This is a genomic window from Streptomyces sp. NPDC001714, assembly GCF_042892755.1.
Lineage (GTDB): Bacteria > Actinomycetota > Actinomycetes > Streptomycetales > Streptomycetaceae > Streptomyces.
Genome location: NZ_JBIAUL010000004.1, coordinates 69612 through 86528, shown reverse-complemented (window position 1 = coordinate 86528; position 16917 = coordinate 69612). Strand labels below are relative to the sequence as shown.

The window sequence follows — 16917 nt, the reverse complement described above, 5'->3', positions numbered from 1 at the left end:
CGCAGCACATCGACGAGAGGTCCGACCGTATGTCCGAGTCACCCGGCACCGAGCTGGCGTCCGCGTACAGCGCGCGGATCGCGCAGGACCTCGAAGCCAACACCCAGGAACAGGACCGCCTCGCCACCGAGATCGCCGCCCTGGAAGAGCAGTTGCGCGCGGTGCGGGAGAACAGGGTGGTGCTGGAACGGCTGCAGCAGGCGCTCACCCCGCAGGCCGCCGCCACGGCCTCCGTACCCGTCTCCGCATCCGGAACAGCGGACGCCGACACGGACGCCGTCGTGCCGCACCAGCGGACCGAGGCCGCGCCGAACCGCCGTGCCGTCGCGAAGCCGAGCCCCGCGGAGACGAAGCCGAGCCTTGTCGAGGCCGTCCACGCCTATCTCGCCCAGCAGGGGGAGCCGCGGTCCGCGACCGACGTCGCCGAGGCGATCAGGGCCGCCCAGCCCGGCCGCACCATCAAGACGACGGTGATCCGTACGACGCTGGAGAACCTGGTCGCCAGGAACCGGGCCCGGCGCACCAAGCAGGGCAGGGCGGTCTTCTACACCCTGTCGACGCCTGAGGGGCCCGAGGCACCGGAGGACGGAGCCGAGTCCTAGGGCATCCGGTCCCGGCCCGCCCCCGGTCGGCCCGGGACATATGTCTCGGACGGGCGGGCCGGGACATGTTCGTCCGCTCGGGAGTCCGGCCTCGGCGCCCTGCGGCGCACACGGCACGGGATCTCCGCCGCCCGCGGAGGTGCCGGGCCGCCGCGTCCTACGCACCATCAAGGGCATCATCCACGAGGCCGTGAAGAGACTGGGGATCAGGAACAGGACCCAGGCCGTGGCGTACGCGATCCGGACCGGCATCTTCTGAACGGGCCCGCGCCCGCACGGCCTTGACGCCGTGTGTCCTACGGCGCGGCCGGCCCCAGCGACCGTTCCGTCACCCCGGCCAGATGCCGCCCGAACACCCCCTCGGCGTCCGGCGTCAGTGTCCGCAGCGCCACCAGTGCCGTGATCACCACGTCGCACAGCTCGCCCTGCACGTCCTCCCAGGTGTGGGTGACGCCCTTGCGGGGGTTCTGGCCGGTCGCTCCGATCACCGCCTGGGCGACCTCGCCGACCTCCTCCGTGAGCTTGAGCATGCGCAGCACGAGTCCGGTCTCGCCGTCGTGCTTCCGGCCGGCGTCCAGCCAGGTCCACAGGTCCTCGATGGAGGTCCACAGGCCGGTGGGACCGCAGGGCGGTGTCCGCTGTTCCGTCATGGCCCGTAGCCTGCCCCGCCGCACCCCGCCGCTACCCCTCACTCCTCTTCACTCCTCTTCACTCCTCCTCACTCCTCTTCGCGCCTCTTCGCTCCTCCTCACGCCTCTTCACTCGTCCTCACCCTTCCTCACTCCTCGAACAGGGCCTCCTGCTCGCCTTCCTTCGTCCGCCGCACCCGCCGGTTCCGGGCGCCGATCACCACCGCCGTCACCGCCGCCGTCACGCCCAGCGCCGCCGGGACCATCCAGCCCCGGTCGAAGACGTGCCCGCACGCGTGGTCCAGGGAGAGCCGGCCGGGGCCCGCGACGGCCAGGCCCGCGGCGGCCAGGCCCAGGGTCGCCGCGTACTCGTAGCCGCCCTCCGCGGCGAAGAAGCCGTTCGGCTGGTGCAGGGCGGTCGCGCCCGCCATCGCCCCGGCCGCCGCGGCCCCCGCCGCCGGGGTCGCGAGCCCCAGCGCCAGCAGCGTTCCGCCGCCCGCCTCCGCGAGCCCCGCCGCCAGCGCGCTCTGCCGCCCCGGCGCGTATCCGGCCGACTCCATGAACTGGCCCGTGCCCTCGATGCCGCCTCCGCCGAACCAGCCGAACAGCTTCTGCGTGCCGTGCGCGGCCAGCACCCCGCCGGTGCCCAGCCGGAGCAGCAGCAGGCCCACGTCACGTCGGTCGTAGCAGGTCACGGGAGCTCCCATCGGCGGCATTCGGATCGCGGGTTTCCACCGTCCCACCCGTCGCACCCCGTCGGCCCGTCCTCGCGGCCGTTCGGGTGGCGGGCGGGTGGCGGGCCGCCGGGACCGGTGTGACGCTGACTGGCATGACGATCAAGACAGCCAAGCTCAGCGACCCGGCCGTGCGGGCCTTCGTCACCGCCGTGAACGCCAGCGACCGCGAGAGCCTCGTGGAACTCCTCACCCCGGACGCGACCATGGCGGACGACGGCTCCGACCGGAACCTCGACGACTGGATCGACCGGGAGATCTTCTCCTCCAACGGCCACATCGACGTCGACAACGAGTCCAACGGCGGCCGCTCCCTGCTCGCCCACTACCGCAACGACAGCTGGGGCGAGATGGTCACCCGCTGGGACTTCACGATCGAGGACGACGGCCGCATCTCCCGCTTCGAGACCGGGCAGGCGTGAAAACCGGCCTGGGAATTCCCTTGTTTTCGCGTGCGCTCCAACTCCTACCGTCTCGGGCATGGAAACCGACAGCACCACCAGGACCCTGGGACGTTCCGGCATCCGCGTCAGCGCGCTCGGCTTCGGCTGCTGGGCCATCGGCGGTGAGTGGCAGGACACCACCGGGCAGCCGCTCGGCTGGGGCAAGGTCGACGACGAGGAGTCCGTACGGGCGATCCACCGCGCGCTCGACCTCGGCGTCACCTTCTTCGACACCGCCGACACCTACGGCACCGGCCACAGCGAGCGGATCCTCGGCCGGGCTCTCGGCAAACGACGCGACGAGGCGGTCGTCGCCACCAAGTGGGGCAACGTCTTCGACGAGGAGACCCGCACCCTCACCGGCCACGACGACTCCCCGGCCCACGTCCGCCGGGCCCTGACCGGCTCGCTGCGCCGCCTCGGCACCGACCACGTCGACCTCTACCAGCTCCACCTGTCCGACGCCGACCCGGCCCGTGCCGCCGAACTCCGGGACGTCTGCGAGGAGTTGGTGGGCGAGGGGTTGATCCGGGCCTACGGCTGGAGCACCGACGACCCCGACCGCGCGGCCGTCTTCGCCCAGGGGCCGCACTGCACGGCCGTCCAGCACACCCTGAACGTGCTCCAGGACGCTCCGCAACTCCTCGACACAGCAGAGAAGTTCGACCTCGCGGCCATCAACCGCGGTCCGCTCGCGATGGGGTTGCTCGCGGGCCGGCGAGCCGGGGCCGAGGCCGGCGACATCCGCAGCAGGCCGCCGGCCTGGCTGCCCGGGTTCGGGGACGGGACCGGGGCCGACCCGGAGTGGGTCGAGCGGATCGAGGCCCTGCGGGAGATCCTCACCAGCGACGGACGGACCCTCGCGCAGGGCGCCCTCGCCTGGATCTGGGCTCGCAGCCCGCGCACGGTCCCGATCCCCGGCTTCCGCTCCGTCACCCAGGCCGAGCAGAACGCGGGGGCGATCGCGAAGGGGCCGCTCACCGCCGGGCAGATGGCCGAGATCGACCGTCTCCTCGGGCGGTGAGCGGCCCCGCGCCGCTCACTGGCCGCGGTCAGTAACCCTGGCCGCCGCCGTACTGCTGCTGGACGTACGGCTGCTGGCCGTAGCCCTGGGCTCCGGGGCGCCGTACGCCGCCGCCTGCTGTCCGTCGTGTCCGGCCGCCGCCTGCTGCGCGTACCGCTGCCCGCCGCCCTGCTCGGTGAGGGTGATCTGGCCGGCCTTGATGGTGGCCAGGCGTGGGGCGCGGCGGGCGATGGAGGAGTCGTGGGTGACCATGATGAAGGTCAGCCCGTACTCGTGCCACAGGCCCTCGAGCAGGGCCATGATGTCGTCCCGGGTGCCCTCGTCGAGGTTGCCGGTCGGCTCGTCGGCGAGGAGCACCTTCGGCTTCTTCACCAGCGCGCGGGCGATCGCGACGCGCTGCTGCTGGCCGCCGGAGAGTTCGGAGGGGGCGTGCCCGAGGCGCTCGCCGAGGCCCACCGAGCGCAGGGCCTCCGCCGCGCGCTCCCGGCGCTCGGCCGGCTTGATGCCGAGCGGGACGAGGGCCGTCTCGACGTTCTCCTGCGCGGTGAGCGTCGGGATCAGGTTGAACGCCTGGAAGATGATGCCGATCTTCTCGGCGCGCAGCCGGGTCAGCTTGGTCTCGCTGACCCGGGCGAGGTCGACGTCGTCCAGCAGGACGCTGCCCTCGGTCGGGCGGTCCAGGCCGCCGATCATCTGGAGCAGGGTCGACTTGCCGCCGCCGGTCGGGCCCTGGATGACGAGCTGGTCGCCGTCCTCGATGGTCAGGTCGATGCCGCGCAGCGCCTCGACCGTCTCCTTGCCCCGCGTGTAGCGCTTGGTGACTCCGCTGAGTCTGTACATGGGTTCTCCACTGGGTGCTTGCCGTAAGGGGGTGGGGCGCCGCGTCCCGGGGGGAGTGGAAGCGGCGCCCCGGCTCAGGGGGGCGGGGGGTTACGAGACGCTGCGCAGGGCGTCGGCCGGGCGCATCCGGGAGGCGCGCCAGCCGCCCATCGCGCCGGCGATCAGACCGCCGGTGACCGCGAGACCGACCGCGAGGGCGATGGTGGTGAGGGAGACCGGTGCCGACAGTGCGATCTCCAGGGTGTTCTGGGAGGCCTGCTGGCCGGGACCGCCGCCGCCCGGGCCGGCGCCCGCGCCGCCGGTGCTGCCCAGCTGGGCGGTGAGCTTCGGGCTGATCGCGGTGACCGCGTAGGCCGCGCCGACGCCGAGGGCGATGCCGAGGGCGCCACCGATCAGGCCGTTCACGATGGACTCGCCGACGACCTGGCGGGTGACGTTGCGGGACGGCCAGCCGAGCGCCTTCAGCGTGCCGAACTCACGGACGCGGCGGGAGACGGCGGAGGAGGTCAGCAGGGCCGCCACCAGGAAGGCCGCCGCGAGGACGGCGATGGACAGCCACTTGCCGACGCTGGTCGCCAGGCTGGAGGCGGTGGAGAGGGAACCGGAGACGGTGGACGCCAGGTCGGCGGAGGTGGTGACCGTCGTACCGGAGATGTTGGCAGTGATCTCCTTCTTCACGGTGGAGATCTGCTTGGAGTCGGTCGCCTTGACGTAGATCGTGGTGACCTGGTTCTTGGCGTCGCCGAGGGTCTGCGCGGCCTTCAGCGGGACGAACACGTCGGTGTCGGACTCGCTGCTGTCCGGGGTCGCGATCCCGATGACGGTGAACTTGGTGCCGGAGATCTTGAAGGTCGAGCCGACCTTGTACTTCTTCTCCTTGGCGTAGGACTTGCTGACCACCGCGACCTTGGCGCTGGTCTGCGCCGAGGTGAACGTCTTGCCCGAAGTGACCTTCATGGTGGACAGCGGGCCGAGACCCTGGTGGGCCACGTCGACGCCGACCACGGAGTAGCTGTTGACGTTGAAGTTGGCGCCGCCGCCCTGGACCTGCGGCGCACCGCCCGAGCTGCTGCTGCCGCTGCCGCCCGGCTGGCCCTGGCCGCTGCTGCTGCCGCTGCTGCTGGTGGAGGACTTCGCCTTGCCCTGGGTGAAGGAGCCGTCGACCTTGGTGACGTTGAGGGAGAGCGCTCCGACCGCGCTCTCCACGCCCTTCTGGCCGGCGACCTCGGTGACCAGGGACGACTTCAGGGCCTGACCGCCCTGAGTCTGCACCCGGTCGGAACTCTGCGTGGAGCTGCTGCTGGACTTGGCGTCGAACTTGAAGTTCGGGCCGCCGGAGCTGCCCGAGGTCGGTGCCGTACGGGCCTTGGTGACCGTCATGTCGGTCCCGAGGCCGTACAGCGACTTGAGGACCTTGTCCTGCGCCTGGGTCATGCCGGCCGACACCGAGTTGACCGTGATGACCAGCGCGATACCGAGCGCCAGACCCAGAGCGATGACCAGGGCCGCCTTCTTTCTGCGGCCCAGCTCGCGCTTGAGATAGATGCCAAACATCCCGTTCCTCGAAGGTTCTTGGCGCCCGCTGTGGACGCGAGCTCAAGCTAGGGAGAAACCTTTGAGCAGCCCTGGGTAAAAGATGTGTCAGAGCTGAGAAACCGGGATGTCTTAGCAAACTTTCATAAGACAGTACATTCATACGCCGGGGAAGGGGTCCTCCCAGTAAGCCCCTGTTGGATGCGGTGTACGGTCCCGGGATGCGCGATTCCTCTCGGCTGACCCGGCGTGCCGTCCTAGGACTGACGGCGGCGGCCCTTCCCGTGGCGGCGGCGACCCCTGCCTCCGCCGCCACCGTCATAGGCGGCGAGCGGCTGGCCCGTGGCGGCATACAGGTGCAGGGTGCCACCGGCCTGCCGAAGAAGATCACCGCCCGCGCCTGGCTGCTCGCCGACTGCGACAGCGGTGAGGTGCTCGCCTCGTACAACGCGCACCGGCGGCTGGCGCCCGCCTCCACCCTGAAGATGCTGTTCGCGGACACCGTGCTGAAGAAGTTCGGGCGGACCGAGCGGTACAAGGTCAAGGACTCCGACATCTCCGACGTCCCGGCCGGCTCCAGCCTGGTCGGCATCAAGCCCGGCCTCACCTACACCGTCGAGCAGCTGTGGCAGGGCGTCTTCCTGCGCTCCGGCAACGACGCCGTGCACGTCCTCTCCCACATGAACGGCGGGATCGCGAGGACCGTCGCCGAGATGCAGGCCAAGGCGGCCGACCTGCAGGCCCTCGACACCCACGTGGTCAGCCCCGACGGCTTCGACCACCCGGGCCAGCTGTCGTCGGCGTACGACCTGACCCTCTTCGCCCGGCACGGGCTGAAGGACGACGACTTCCGCGGCTACTGCGGCACGCGGACCGCGAACTTCCCGGCGGGCGGCAAGAAGACCTTCCAGATCCAGAACACCGACCGCCTGCTCACCGGCGCCTGGGGCCTCGACGTCTACAAGGGCCTGTTCGGCGTCAAGAACGGCTACACCAGTCACGCCGGCAACACCTTCACCGGCGGTGCCACCCGGGGCGGCCGCACCCTGCTGGTCACCGTGATGCACCCGGACCCCGCCACCAACGCCGTGTACGAGCAGACCGCCGCGCTGCTCGACTGGGGCTTCGGGAAGGGGAGCTCGGCGCAGCCGGTGGGCGCGCTGGTCGATCCGCTGAGCGAGGGCGGGGCGAGCGCGAGTCCGTCGCCGTCGAAGGGCAAGGGGGCCGCGGGGGCGGCCGGGACGGGGGCGGCCGGTTCGGGGGCGTCGGGGCCGTCGCCCTGGCGGGTCGCGGAGGGCGGCGCGGTGACGCTCGGGCTGCTGGGCGCGGGGGCGTGGGCGCTGCGCCGGCGCCGGCGGGCGGCCGGTGCCGCGGCCGGCCCCGACTCGGGTGACACGCCGGCCGACACGACGGCGGGCTGACGTCACGCGGCAGCCGCTCCACCCACCGGTGCGTACCCGCGGTCCCTCGCGGGTCCACCCCCACCCCGGTTCGGTGGAACGGCTGCCGCCTCCCCCCTCGGTGTGGCCGACGGTCTGCGGAATGCCAGAGCCTCAACTGTGAAGTTCTGGTGGAGGAGAGTCGAGCATAGGCCCGTCACCGGGCGCAATACTGCGGACGTCGGGATTCCGCTTGTGCAGGTTGTGGATTGTCCGACTGAACGGCGGTTCAGCCCCGGCCCACGTACGGCATCGCCGTCGCCAGCACCGTCGCGAACTGCACGTTCGCCGCCGGCGGCAGCTCGGCCATGTGCCGCACCGTCCGCGCCACGTCGGCCACGTCCATCACGGGTTCCGGGGCGACCTCCCCGTTCGCCTGCAGGGCGCCGGTCTGCATCCGGGCCGTCATGTCCGTCGCCGCGTTGCCGATGTCGATCTGCCCGACCGCGATGCCGTACGGCCGTCCGTCGAGGGACAGGGACTTGGTCAGTCCCGTCAGCGCGTGCTTGGTCGCGGTGTAGGCGACGGAGTGCGGGCGCGGCGCGTGCGCCGAGATCGACCCGTTGTTGATGATCCGGCCGCCCTGCGGCTCCTGCTCCTTCATCTGCCGGAACGCCGCCTGCGCGCACAGGAACGACCCGTTGAGGTTGGTGTCCACCACGTGCCGCCACGCCTCGTAGGGCAGGTCCTCCACGGCCACCCCGCCGGGGCCGAACGTCCCCGCGTTGTTGAACAGCAGGTCCACCCGCCCGAACCGGTCCACGGCCGCCGCGAACAGCGCCGTCACGTCGTCGGGCTGTGAGACGTCGGCCCGTACGGCGACGGAGGCGCCCTCGGGCACCAGCGCCGCCGTCTCCTCCAGCCGCGCGAGGCGCCGGCCGGCCAGCGCCACCGACCAGCCGGCCCGCAGCAGTTCCGTGGCCACGGCGCGGCCGATGCCGGAACCGGCTCCGGTGACCACCGCGATCTTCGATTGCCTGTCATCCATGGGGTCGCAGCGTAGGCGCTCCGCTGGGGTGGGCCGGGTTGGCTGGGGCGTCGGTTGTCTGCGGCGCCGTCGTGGCTGGTCGCGCAGTTCCTCCCCCAGCCTCCGGCCGGGGGTACCCCCAGCGCCCCTACAGGGGCGCTTGGCTTCGGGGCGTATCTACTTCGGGGTGCCTTTAGAGTTCGTCCGGGTAGCGGACCCCGATCAGCTCTCGCAGGCCGTCCAGGGTGCGCATTACCGCGAGGGTGCCGTCGTGGGGGACGAGCGGGGACTCCCGGTCGCCGGCGCGGAGCGCGCGCATGGCCTCCCCGGCCTCGTGGCGGAAGGTGTTGCGCGGTCCGTCCTGCGGGGTCAGGGCGAACTCCTGCGGGGCGCGGCCGTCGCGGTGCAGCACGAAGCGGTCGGGGTTGAAGAAGCCGTCCGGGATGTCGATCCGGCCCTGCGAGCCGGTGACCGAAGCCGTGGTGCCGGTGCCGCCGACGATGGAGCAGTGCACCGAGGCGAGAGCGCCGCTCTCCCAGGAGAGCAGTGCACCCGTCTGGAGATCGACGCCCTCGTCCGAGAGCACCGCTCGCGCCGACATCCCGTCCGGCTCACCCAGCAGCAGGTGCGCGAACGACACCGGGTACACCCCCAGGTCGAGCAGCGCGCCCCCGCCGAGCAGCGGGTTCCGCAGCCGGTGCGCAGGCGGGAACGGCCCCTCCAGGCCGAAGTCCGCCTGCACGGTCCGCACCTCCCCGATCGCCCCGTCCGCGACCAGCGCCGTCAGCCGCCGGATCAGCGGATGGCAGTACATCCACATCGCCTCCATCAGGAAGCGGTCGTGCTCCCTGGCCAGCGCGACCAGTTCCCCGGCCTCGCGGGCGGTGAGCGTGAAAGGCTTCTCGCACAGCACGTTCCGCCCCGCCGCCAGGCACAGCCCGGCGGCCGCCCGGTGCGCCGAGTGCGGAGTGGCGACGTACACGATGTCGACGTCCTCGTCCCGGGCCAGCGACTCCCAGTCCCCGTACGCCCGCCCGATCCCGAACCGCTCCGCGAACCCCTCCGCCGCCTCCGGGGACCGCGAGGCCACCGCCACGATCTCCGCGTCGGGCAGATCGACCAGGTCCGCCGCGAACGCGGCCGCGATCCCGCCCGTCGCCAGGATCCCCCACCGCACGCTCTGCTCACCCATCCCGGCCGCCCCACCCTCGCTCATGTGTTTCCCAGCAGTCTGTACGAGCTGAGAGCATATGTGGGGGCCATCGGTGTCCATCAACAGCCGACCGGACCGCGAGACCTACGAAGACGGGGGACACATGCCCGAGCAGCCGGCGGCGCCGACACCGGACGCCCAGGATGCCGCCGTACCCGCGCCGCACGGCCCCGCCGGCCGCTCCGGCCCCGCCACCCCCGCCGCCCGCCGCACCGGTTTCCTCCTCGTCCTGGTCCTCGGCGGCCTCACCGCGACGCCCCCGCTGGCGATGGACATGTACCTCCCGTCCCTGCCGGAGGTCACCCGCTCCCTCGGCGCCCCCGCCGCGACCGTCCAGCTCACCCTCACCGCCTGCCTCGCCGGCATGGCCCTCGGCCAGCTGGTCGTCGGCCCGATGAGCGACCGCTGGGGGCGCCGCCGCCCGCTGCTCACCGGCCTCGCCGTCTACATCGTCGCCACCGCCCTGTGCGCCGTCGCGCCGGACGTCGAGACCCTGGTCGCCTTCCGTCTCGCCCAGGGCCTCGCGGGCGCGGCCGGCATCGTCATCGCGCGGGCCGTCGTACGCGATCTCTACGACGGGGTCGCCATGGCCCGCTTCTTCTCCACCCTGATGCTGGTCTCCGGGGTCGCCCCGGTCGTCGCCCCGCTGATCGGCGGGCAGATCCTGCGGGTGACGGACTGGCGGGGCGTCTTCGTGGTCCTCACGGTCGTCGGGGCGCTGCTCGCCGCGCTGGTGTGGGTGCGGCTCCCGGAGACCCTGCCGCCGGCCGCCCGGCACGCCGGGGGAGCGGTGGCCGCCGTCCGCGCCATGCGCACCCTCCTCGCCGACCTGCCCTTCACCGGCTACATGCTCGCGGGCGGCTTCGCCTTCGCGGCCCTCTTCGCCTACATATCCGCGTCCCCGTTCGTGATCCAGGAGATCTACGGCGCGTCCCCGCAGACCTTCTCCCTCCTCTTCGGCCTCAACTCGGTCGGGCTGGTGATCGCCGGGCAGGTCAACGGCAAGGTGCTGGTCGGCCGGGTCAGCCTGGACAAGGTGCTGGGCGCGGGCCTGGCCGTGACCGTGCTCGCCGCGACCGCCCTGCTCCTCATGTCGGCCGGGGCCCTCGGCCCGGTCGGCCTCGCCCCGGTCGCCGCCGCCCTCTTCGTCCTGATGTCCGCGATGGGCTTCACCCTCCCCAACGCCCAGTCGCTGGCCCTGCTGCGCACCCGGCACGCCGCCGGATCCGCGTCGGCGCTGCTCGGGACCTCCTCGTTCCTCGTCGGCGCGGTCGCCTCGCCGCTGGTCGGGATCGCCGGGGACAGAACCGCCGTGCCCATGGCGATCGTCCAACTGGCGGGGGCACTGGTGGCACTGGCCTGCTTCGTGGGAATGTGCCGTCCCTGGGCAGCACGTGGGAACACCCGTGCGAGGACGGAGGGAGCAGGGAGCTGAGCGTACCGAGACTGCGCGTCGAGACACCGGAACGGGCCGGTCTCGACCCCGCGGAACTCAGGCACCTCGTCCGCGAAGTGCACGACCTCACCACCGGTGAACGGCCCTGGGCGGCCGGGGCCGTCGTGGTCGCCGGACGCGGACCCGTGGTCGCCGTACAGGAGGCGTCCGGCTGGGCCGTGCGCTGGTCCGCGTACGACCCCGCGACCGACGCCGGTGTCGAACTCCCGCTCGCCGCCCGCGTCCCGACCGCGGTCGACACCCCCTTCGACCTGGCGTCCCTCACCAAGCTGTTCACCGCGGTCGCCGCCGCGCAGCAGCTGGAGCGCGGCACCCTCGGCATCGACGCCCGCGTCGGCGCCTACCTCCCCGACTTCCACGGGGCCGCCGCGCACGGCATCACCGTCCGCCAGCTCCTCACCCACACCTCCGGCCTGCGCCCCGAGCTCCCGCTGTACGACTGTCCCGACGACGCGGCCCGCCTGGACCTGCTCCGCGCGGAGGCCCCGAGCAGCGCACCCGGCGCCTACCGCTACTCGGACCTCAACCTGCTCCTCCTCCAGCACGTCCTGGAGCGGATCACCGGCCGCCCCCTCGACGTCCTGGTCCGCGACGGCATCACCCGCCCGCTCGGCATGACCGCCACCGACTTCGGCCCCTGCCCGGGGGCGGCGGCCACCGAGGACCAGCGCCGGCCGTGGGCCAAGGTGGACCGGGGGATGCTGCGGGGCGTCGTGCACGACGAGAACGCCTGGGCGCTGGGCGGCGTGGCCGGGCACGCCGGCCTCTTCTCCACCGGCCGGGACCTGGCGATCTTCTGCCGGGCCCTGCTCGCGGGCGGCGCCTACGGTCCGGCGCGGATCCTCGGCCCCGACTTCGTGGACCTGCTGCTGGCCCCGCCCGGCCTGGGCTTCCTGCTGGACCAGCCCTGGTTCATGGGCGAGCTGGCCGGACAGGGCGCCGCGGGCCACACCGGGTTCACGGGGACGAGCCTGGTGCTGGACCGGGCGACGGACACGTTCCTCGTCCTGCTGGCCAACACCGTGCATCCCCGCCGCCGCCCCGGCGACAGCGCACCCCGGGCCGCCGCGGCGACACGGCTCGCCAGGGCTGTCCATACAATCGCCGGGTGAGTCACCCCACCCCACCCCCACCGGCCGACCGGCTCCGCGCCACGCTCTCCGACCTGCTCGACGGCCTGCCCCCGAAGCAGGCCGCCACAGCCGTCGAACGGCTGATCGCCAGCTACCGCGGGGCCACCCCGACCGACGCACCGATCCTGCGGGACCGGGCGGACGTGGTGGCCTACGCGGCGTACCGGATGCCGGCGACCTTCGAGGCGGTGCGGTCCGCGCTGGCGGCGTTCGCCGGCGCGCTGCCGGAGGGGTGGACGCCGGGCAGCCATGTGGACGTCGGCGGCGGGACGGGCGCGGCGACCTGGGCGGTGACCGACACCTGGGAGGGCACGCGGCCGGTCACGGTCCTCGACTGGGCCGAGCCGGCGCTGGCCCTCGGCCGGGAGATCGCCGCGGCGAACCCGGCGCTGCGGGACGCGAAGTGGCAGCGCTCCCGGATCGGATCGGCGCTCACCATCGAGAGCACTGATCTCGTCACGGTGTCCTACGTCCTCAACGAACTCGACGAGGCCGACCGCGCGACCCTCGTCGACGCCGCCGCGGCCGCCGCGCAGGCGGTCGTCGTCGTCGAGGCCGGCACCCCCGCCGGCTACGCCCGGGTCATCGAGGCCCGTGACCGCCTGATCGCCGCCGGCTTCCACGTCGCCGCCCCCTGCCCGCACAGCGCCGCCTGCCCGATCGTCCCCGGCACGGACTGGTGCCACTTCTCCGCCCGGGTCAGCCGCTCCTCCCTGCACCGCCAGGTCAAGGGCGGGTCACTGCCCTACGAGGACGAGAAGTTCAGCTACGTGGCCGCCACCCGCTTCCCGCCCGCCCCGGCACCGGCCCGGGTGGTCCGCCGTCCCCAGCTCCGCAAGGGCCAGGTCCTGCTCGACCTGTGCGAGACCGACGAGCAGCTGCGCCGGACGACGGTCACCAAACGCCACGGCGACCTGTACAAGGCGGCCCGGGACGCGGACTGGGGCGACGCGTGGCCGCCGCGGTGACACCGCCCGTACCCCCCGCTTCGCACCCAGACGGGTCCATAAGGCATCCTGGCCGGACCACAGCGAGGCGAGGCGATAGATGAGCGCGACGTTCGGCGGCCCGAGCGGTCGGCAGGGCAGACTCTCCCAGTGGCTCCGCGGACGCCGCCCGAAGCAGGCGGCCACCGCCGGCGACCCGGGCCGTACCGCCCTGCTGCTCGCCGCCGCCGAAGCGGGCCTCCCGCTGGCCCCCGCCGCGCATCCCGCCCCCGGCTACGGCTGCTCCTGCGACCGCGTCGGCTGTCCCACCCCCGCCCGGCACCCGGTGTCGTTCGCGTGGCAGACGCAGTCCACCACCGACCGCGCCCAGATCGAGCGCTGGGCCAGGCACCAGCCGCAGGCCAACTTCATCACCGCGACCGGCATGACCCACGACGTCCTGGACGTGCCCCTGGAGGCCGGCCGGCAGGCGCTGGAGAGGCTGCTCGCGAACGGCGTCGAGGTCGGCCCGGTCGCCGAGAGCGACGACGGCCGCATGCTCTTCTTCACCCTCACCCGCGGCACCCCCGAGGACGAGGACGAGTGGTGGCCCTGCGAGCTGGACTGCCACCCCGAGACCATGGACGAGCACCCGGGCCTGCGCTGGCACTGCCGGGGCTCCTACGTCCTCGTCCCGCCCGCCCGGCTGCCCGGCGACGACGACCGGCGGGTGCACTGGGTCCGCGGCCCCGAGCACGCGCTCCCCGACCCGCTGAGCCTGCTGGAGATCCTCACCGACGCGGGCGCCCGCCATGCCGGCGAGCAGCCCGGCCAGGCCGGCGCCGCCTGGCCGCTGCGGCGGTAGAAAACGTCAGGACCCTTCCGCGGAGGTCAGGCCCTGGACGCGTCCCAGGATCGAGACCTTCCCGGTGCCCGCCGGGTCCAGGGCGACCTGGTTGGAGACGAACTGCATCGTCAGCGACTGCTTGATCTCGCCCTTGGTGAGGGCCTTGACGCTCAGGTTCGGGGTCGGCACGGAGGTGCCCGCGGCGGCCGTCTCCTTGGCGTAGTAGCGGGTGGTGAAGAACACCGCCGCCCCGCCGTCGGTGGTGCGCAGGGCGAGCGGCGCGTAGTCGCCGTCGGTGAGCGGCTCGTCGATGTACTGGGTGGCCAGACCCGGCTTGGTGGACTTCTTGCGGTCCGTGCGCCAGCCGCTGGTGTGCACGCCGTCCGCGAAGACGGTGCCGCCGCTCTTCAGGTAGGTGGCGTAGTCCTGGCTCAGGTCGCCCGGGGAGACGGCGAGTCGGGCGCTGTTCGCCGGTACGGCCTCGGCCCAGCCGTCCTTGTCGGTGGTGAACTTCGGTACGTCGTCCGGCGCGACCAGCGTCAGGTACGCCACCTGGAACGGCTGGGAGAGGCTGTTGCGGGTGAAGACCAGCAGCCAGCGGTCGTCGCCGCCCTTGTTGCCGTGCGCGTCGGCGACGAACCAGCGCGGCCAGCCGGCCTTCTTCGGGATGGTGTAGGTGACGTCGTCGAACTTCAGCGCCGAGTGGGCGGAGTTGCCGCCCGGGCTGTTGACGTGCCCGGCCTTCAGGCGCGCGGAGTCGATGTCGGCGAGGGCGCCGGTCGTGTAGTCCGCGTCCAGGGAGCCGTCGTAGGCCTCGTCGGCCTTGTTGTAGGCGTCCGTGAACTGCCGGAGCGCCTTGGCGGCCTCGGCGCGGGTGGTGGTGGGGAGCACCTCGCGCTCCCCGTGCACCACCACGCAACCGCTGGCCGTCAGCGACAGGGCGGTCAGCGAGACCGCCATGAGCGCGTTGCGATCACGCCTGCGGAGCCTGCGGAGCCGTCGAGGGCCGCGATCCCTGGTCGTCAGGTGCGTCATCAGGTGCCTTCACCTTCCCCTTCCCGGAGCCGAACCCTACCGGGGCGAAGAAGAGTGCGAGTGCCGGGACCAGGTACAGCAGCCACACCGTGATCTGGAGCACGGTCGGGTCCGGCTGGAAGTTGAACACGCCCTTCAGCAGCGTCCCGTACCAGCTGTCCGGCGGGACGGTGTCGCTGATGTCGAAGGCCTTGCTGGTCAGGCCCGGGACCCAGTCGGCCTCCTGGAGGTCGTGGAAGCCGTACGCCAGCACGCCCGCCGCGACCACGACCAGCATGCCGCCGGTCCAGGTGAAGAACCTGGCGAGGTTGATCCGCAGCGCGCCCCGGTAGAACAGCCAGCCGAGGAAGACGGCGGTGGCGAGGCCGAGCGCCACGCCGACCAGCGGGCGCGGGGTGCCGTCGCTCGCCGCGTGCACGGACGCCCACACGAACAGCGCGGTCTCCAGGCCCTCCCGGCCGACGGCGAGGAAGGCGGTGGCGACCAGCGCACCCGTACCCATCGCGAGGGCCGCGTCCAGCTTGCCGTGCAGTTCCGCCTTGAGGTGCCGGGCGGTGCGCCGCATCCAGAACACCATCCAGGTCACCAGACCCACCGCGACGATGGACAGGGACCCGCCGAGCGCCTCCTGCGCCTGGAACGTCAGCTCCTGGGAACCGAATTCGAGCGCGCACCCGAAGCCCATGGCGATCAGCACCGCCACCGCGATGCCGATCCAGATCGGCTTCAGGGCGTCCGTGCGCCCGGTCTTGACCAGGTAGGCGATGAGGATGCAGACGACGAGCGAGGCCTCGAGGCCTTCCCGCAGACCGATCAGGTAGTTGGAGAACACGGATCACGCCCCCTCGGCGGATTCGGAGAACAGCGTCCGGCCCCACCAGTCGTCCTTGTCCCGGACGCCGGGCGGGACCGCGAAGACCGCCGAACCCACGTGCTGGATGTACTCGTTGAGCGCGTCGGACGCCGACAGCTTGCGCTGGAGCGGGATGAAGCCCTTGCTGACGTCACGCATGTAGGCCAGGAAGAACAGCCCGGCGTCGAGCCGCCCGAGCCCGTCCGTCCCGTCGGTGAAGGAGTAGCCCCGGCGCAGGATGGTGATCCCGCCGTTGGAGTCCGGGTGCGCGAGCCGCACATGGGCGTCGGGCTTCATGGCCTTCAGGAACGGCTCGTCGTGCTCCTTCGCCTTGCCGACCGGGGCGCCCTCGCCCTTGTCCCGCCCGAAGACGTCCTCCTGCTCCTGGAGCGAGGTCCGGTCCCAGGTCTCGATGTTCATGCGGATCCGCCGGGCGACGAGATACGACCCCCCGCTCATCCAGGCGGTTCCGTCCCCCTCTCCCGCCCACACGAACTTCTTCAGCCGGTCGGTCTCGGTCCCCGCGATGTTGCGGGTGCCGTCCTTGAACCCCATGAGGTTGCGGGGCGTCTGCGCGTCGGGGGTCGTCGACGAGGTCTTTCCGAAGCCCAGTTGGGACCACCGGACGGCGACCTTGCCGAAGCCGATCCTGGCGAGGTTGCGGATGGCGTGCACGGCGACCTGCGGATCGTCGGCGCACGCCTGGATGCACAGATCACCGCCGGTACGGGACGGGTCCAGGTTGTCCCCGGGGAACTTGGGAAGGTCGACGAGCGCGGCCGGCCGCTGCCCCCGCAGACCGAACTTCTCGAAGAAGGACGGCCCGAAGCCGATCGTCAGCGTCAGCCGGGACGGACTGAGCCCGAGGGCCTCACCGGTGTCGTCCGGCGGCGCCTCGGCGAGCCCGCCGTACGCGCCCTCGCCGACGGCCCTGCCCGCGGTCATCCGCCGGGCCGCGGCCGTCCAGTCCTTCAGCAGCTGCACGAACTCGGCCCGGTCGTCGGTCTTCACGTCGAACGCGGCGAAGTGCAGCCGGTCCTGGACGGGCGTGGCGATCCCGGCCTGGTGGGCGCCGTGGAACGCCACCGCGCCCCCGGCCGCGGCGGCCGTCGGGTCGACGTCGTCGCCGGCCTCGGCCATCGCCACCGCGCCCCCGGCCACGGCGGCCCCGAGCGCGAGCCCGGCCCCGCCCCACCCGATCAGCGCCCGACGCGACGGATTGACTTTCTCACCCATGTCCCGC

16 protein-coding genes and 1 pseudogene are annotated in these 16917 nt (G+C 72.6%); 8 read left to right on the top strand and 9 right to left on the bottom strand.

Annotated elements, in window-relative coordinates; translation table 11 throughout:
- Positions 1 to 29 precede the first annotated feature (29 nt).
- Positions 30 to 602, top strand: a complete 573-nt coding sequence (locus ACFY0P_RS12040) for a hypothetical protein (protein WP_388910316.1) — start codon at positions 30 to 32, stop codon at positions 600 to 602.
- Between the two features lie 296 nt (positions 603 to 898).
- On the opposite strand, the gene ACFY0P_RS12035 is transcribed toward ACFY0P_RS12040, so the two are convergent.
- Positions 899 to 1252, bottom strand: coding sequence for a MazG-like family protein (locus ACFY0P_RS12035; RefSeq protein WP_388910313.1), 354 nt, complete (start codon positions 1250 to 1252; stop codon positions 899 to 901).
- A gap of 128 nt (positions 1253 to 1380) precedes the next feature.
- Positions 1381 to 1926, bottom strand: a complete 546-nt coding sequence (locus ACFY0P_RS12030) for a DoxX family membrane protein (RefSeq protein WP_388911433.1) — start codon at positions 1924 to 1926, stop codon at positions 1381 to 1383.
- Positions 1927 to 2060: 134 nt separating this feature from the next.
- Here ACFY0P_RS12030 and ACFY0P_RS12025 point away from each other — a divergent pair, with 134 nt between their 5' ends.
- Positions 2061 to 2387: a nuclear transport factor 2 family protein gene (locus ACFY0P_RS12025; protein ID WP_388910310.1), complete on the top strand. Its 327-nt coding sequence runs from the start codon at positions 2061 to 2063 to the stop codon at positions 2385 to 2387.
- A 58-nt stretch (positions 2388 to 2445) separates the two neighbouring features.
- Complete coding sequence (locus ACFY0P_RS12020) at positions 2446 to 3432, top strand: aldo/keto reductase (protein WP_388910307.1); 987 nt, start codon at positions 2446 to 2448, stop codon at positions 3430 to 3432.
- Positions 3433 to 3585: 153 nt separating this feature from the next.
- Here the strand turns inward: ACFY0P_RS12020 and ACFY0P_RS12015 are convergent.
- Positions 3586 to 4272: pseudogene (locus ACFY0P_RS12015) on the bottom strand (ABC transporter ATP-binding protein); the annotation flags it as partial.
- A 90-nt stretch (positions 4273 to 4362) separates the two neighbouring features.
- Positions 4363 to 5826, bottom strand: coding sequence for an ABC transporter permease (locus tag ACFY0P_RS12010; RefSeq protein ID WP_388910304.1), 1464 nt, complete (start codon positions 5824 to 5826; stop codon positions 4363 to 4365).
- A gap of 200 nt (positions 5827 to 6026) precedes the next feature.
- On the opposite strand from ACFY0P_RS12010, the gene ACFY0P_RS12005 reads away from it, so the two are divergent.
- Complete coding sequence (locus ACFY0P_RS12005; RefSeq protein WP_388910301.1) at positions 6027 to 7226, top strand: D-alanyl-D-alanine carboxypeptidase family protein; 1200 nt, start codon at positions 6027 to 6029, stop codon at positions 7224 to 7226.
- 247 nt (positions 7227 to 7473) lie between these two features.
- Here ACFY0P_RS12005 and ACFY0P_RS12000 read toward each other — a convergent pair whose 3' ends face one another.
- Positions 7474 to 8232 carry an SDR family oxidoreductase gene (locus ACFY0P_RS12000; RefSeq protein WP_388910298.1) on the bottom strand — a complete coding sequence of 253 codons (759 nt, stop codon included), beginning with the start codon at positions 8230 to 8232 and terminating at the stop codon, positions 7474 to 7476.
- Between the two features lie 172 nt (positions 8233 to 8404).
- Positions 8405 to 9403 carry a Gfo/Idh/MocA family protein gene (locus tag ACFY0P_RS11995; RefSeq protein WP_388910295.1) on the bottom strand — a complete coding sequence of 333 codons (999 nt, stop codon included), beginning with the start codon at positions 9401 to 9403 and terminating at the stop codon, positions 8405 to 8407.
- A 124-nt stretch (positions 9404 to 9527) separates the two neighbouring features.
- Between ACFY0P_RS11995 and ACFY0P_RS11990 the strand changes: the two genes are divergently transcribed.
- The 4 genes from ACFY0P_RS11990 to ACFY0P_RS11975 all read left to right on the top strand — a co-directional run bounded on the left by ACFY0P_RS11990 (position 9528) and on the right by ACFY0P_RS11975 (position 13804).
- Entirely contained in the window at positions 9528 to 10859 is a 1332-nt protein-coding gene (locus ACFY0P_RS11990) for a multidrug effflux MFS transporter (RefSeq protein WP_388910292.1), read from the top strand.
- A complete protein-coding gene (locus ACFY0P_RS11985) occupies positions 10799 to 11992 on the top strand; it encodes a serine hydrolase domain-containing protein (protein WP_388910289.1) in 1194 nt (397 codons plus the stop codon). The genes ACFY0P_RS11990 and ACFY0P_RS11985 overlap by 61 nt, the downstream gene beginning before the upstream one ends.
- Positions 11989 to 12981 carry a small ribosomal subunit Rsm22 family protein gene (locus ACFY0P_RS11980; RefSeq protein ID WP_388910286.1) on the top strand — a complete coding sequence of 331 codons (993 nt, stop codon included), beginning with the start codon at positions 11989 to 11991 and terminating at the stop codon, positions 12979 to 12981. Before ACFY0P_RS11985 ends, ACFY0P_RS11980 begins: the two co-directional genes overlap by 4 nt.
- 79 nt (positions 12982 to 13060) lie before the next feature.
- Positions 13061 to 13804, top strand: coding sequence for a bifunctional DNA primase/polymerase (locus ACFY0P_RS11975; RefSeq protein WP_388910283.1), 744 nt, complete (start codon positions 13061 to 13063; stop codon positions 13802 to 13804).
- 6 nt (positions 13805 to 13810) lie between these two features.
- Here ACFY0P_RS11975 and ACFY0P_RS11970 read toward each other — a convergent pair whose 3' ends face one another.
- Genes ACFY0P_RS11970 through efeB form a run of 3 tightly spaced genes read right to left on the bottom strand, consistent with a single transcriptional unit; the run spans position 13811 to position 16910 of the window.
- Entirely contained in the window at positions 13811 to 14746 is a 936-nt protein-coding gene (locus ACFY0P_RS11970) for a hypothetical protein (RefSeq protein WP_388910280.1), read from the bottom strand.
- A gap of 13 nt (positions 14747 to 14759) precedes the next feature.
- Positions 14760 to 15653 (bottom strand): iron uptake transporter permease EfeU, encoded by an 894-nt coding sequence (gene efeU / locus ACFY0P_RS11965; protein ID WP_388910277.1) that lies wholly within the window; start codon positions 15651 to 15653, stop codon positions 14760 to 14762.
- A 3-nt stretch (positions 15654 to 15656) separates the two neighbouring features.
- Positions 15657 to 16910: an iron uptake transporter deferrochelatase/peroxidase subunit gene (gene efeB, locus ACFY0P_RS11960; protein WP_388910274.1), complete on the bottom strand. Its 1254-nt coding sequence runs from the start codon at positions 16908 to 16910 to the stop codon at positions 15657 to 15659.
- Between the last annotated feature and the right edge of the window lie 7 nt (positions 16911 to 16917).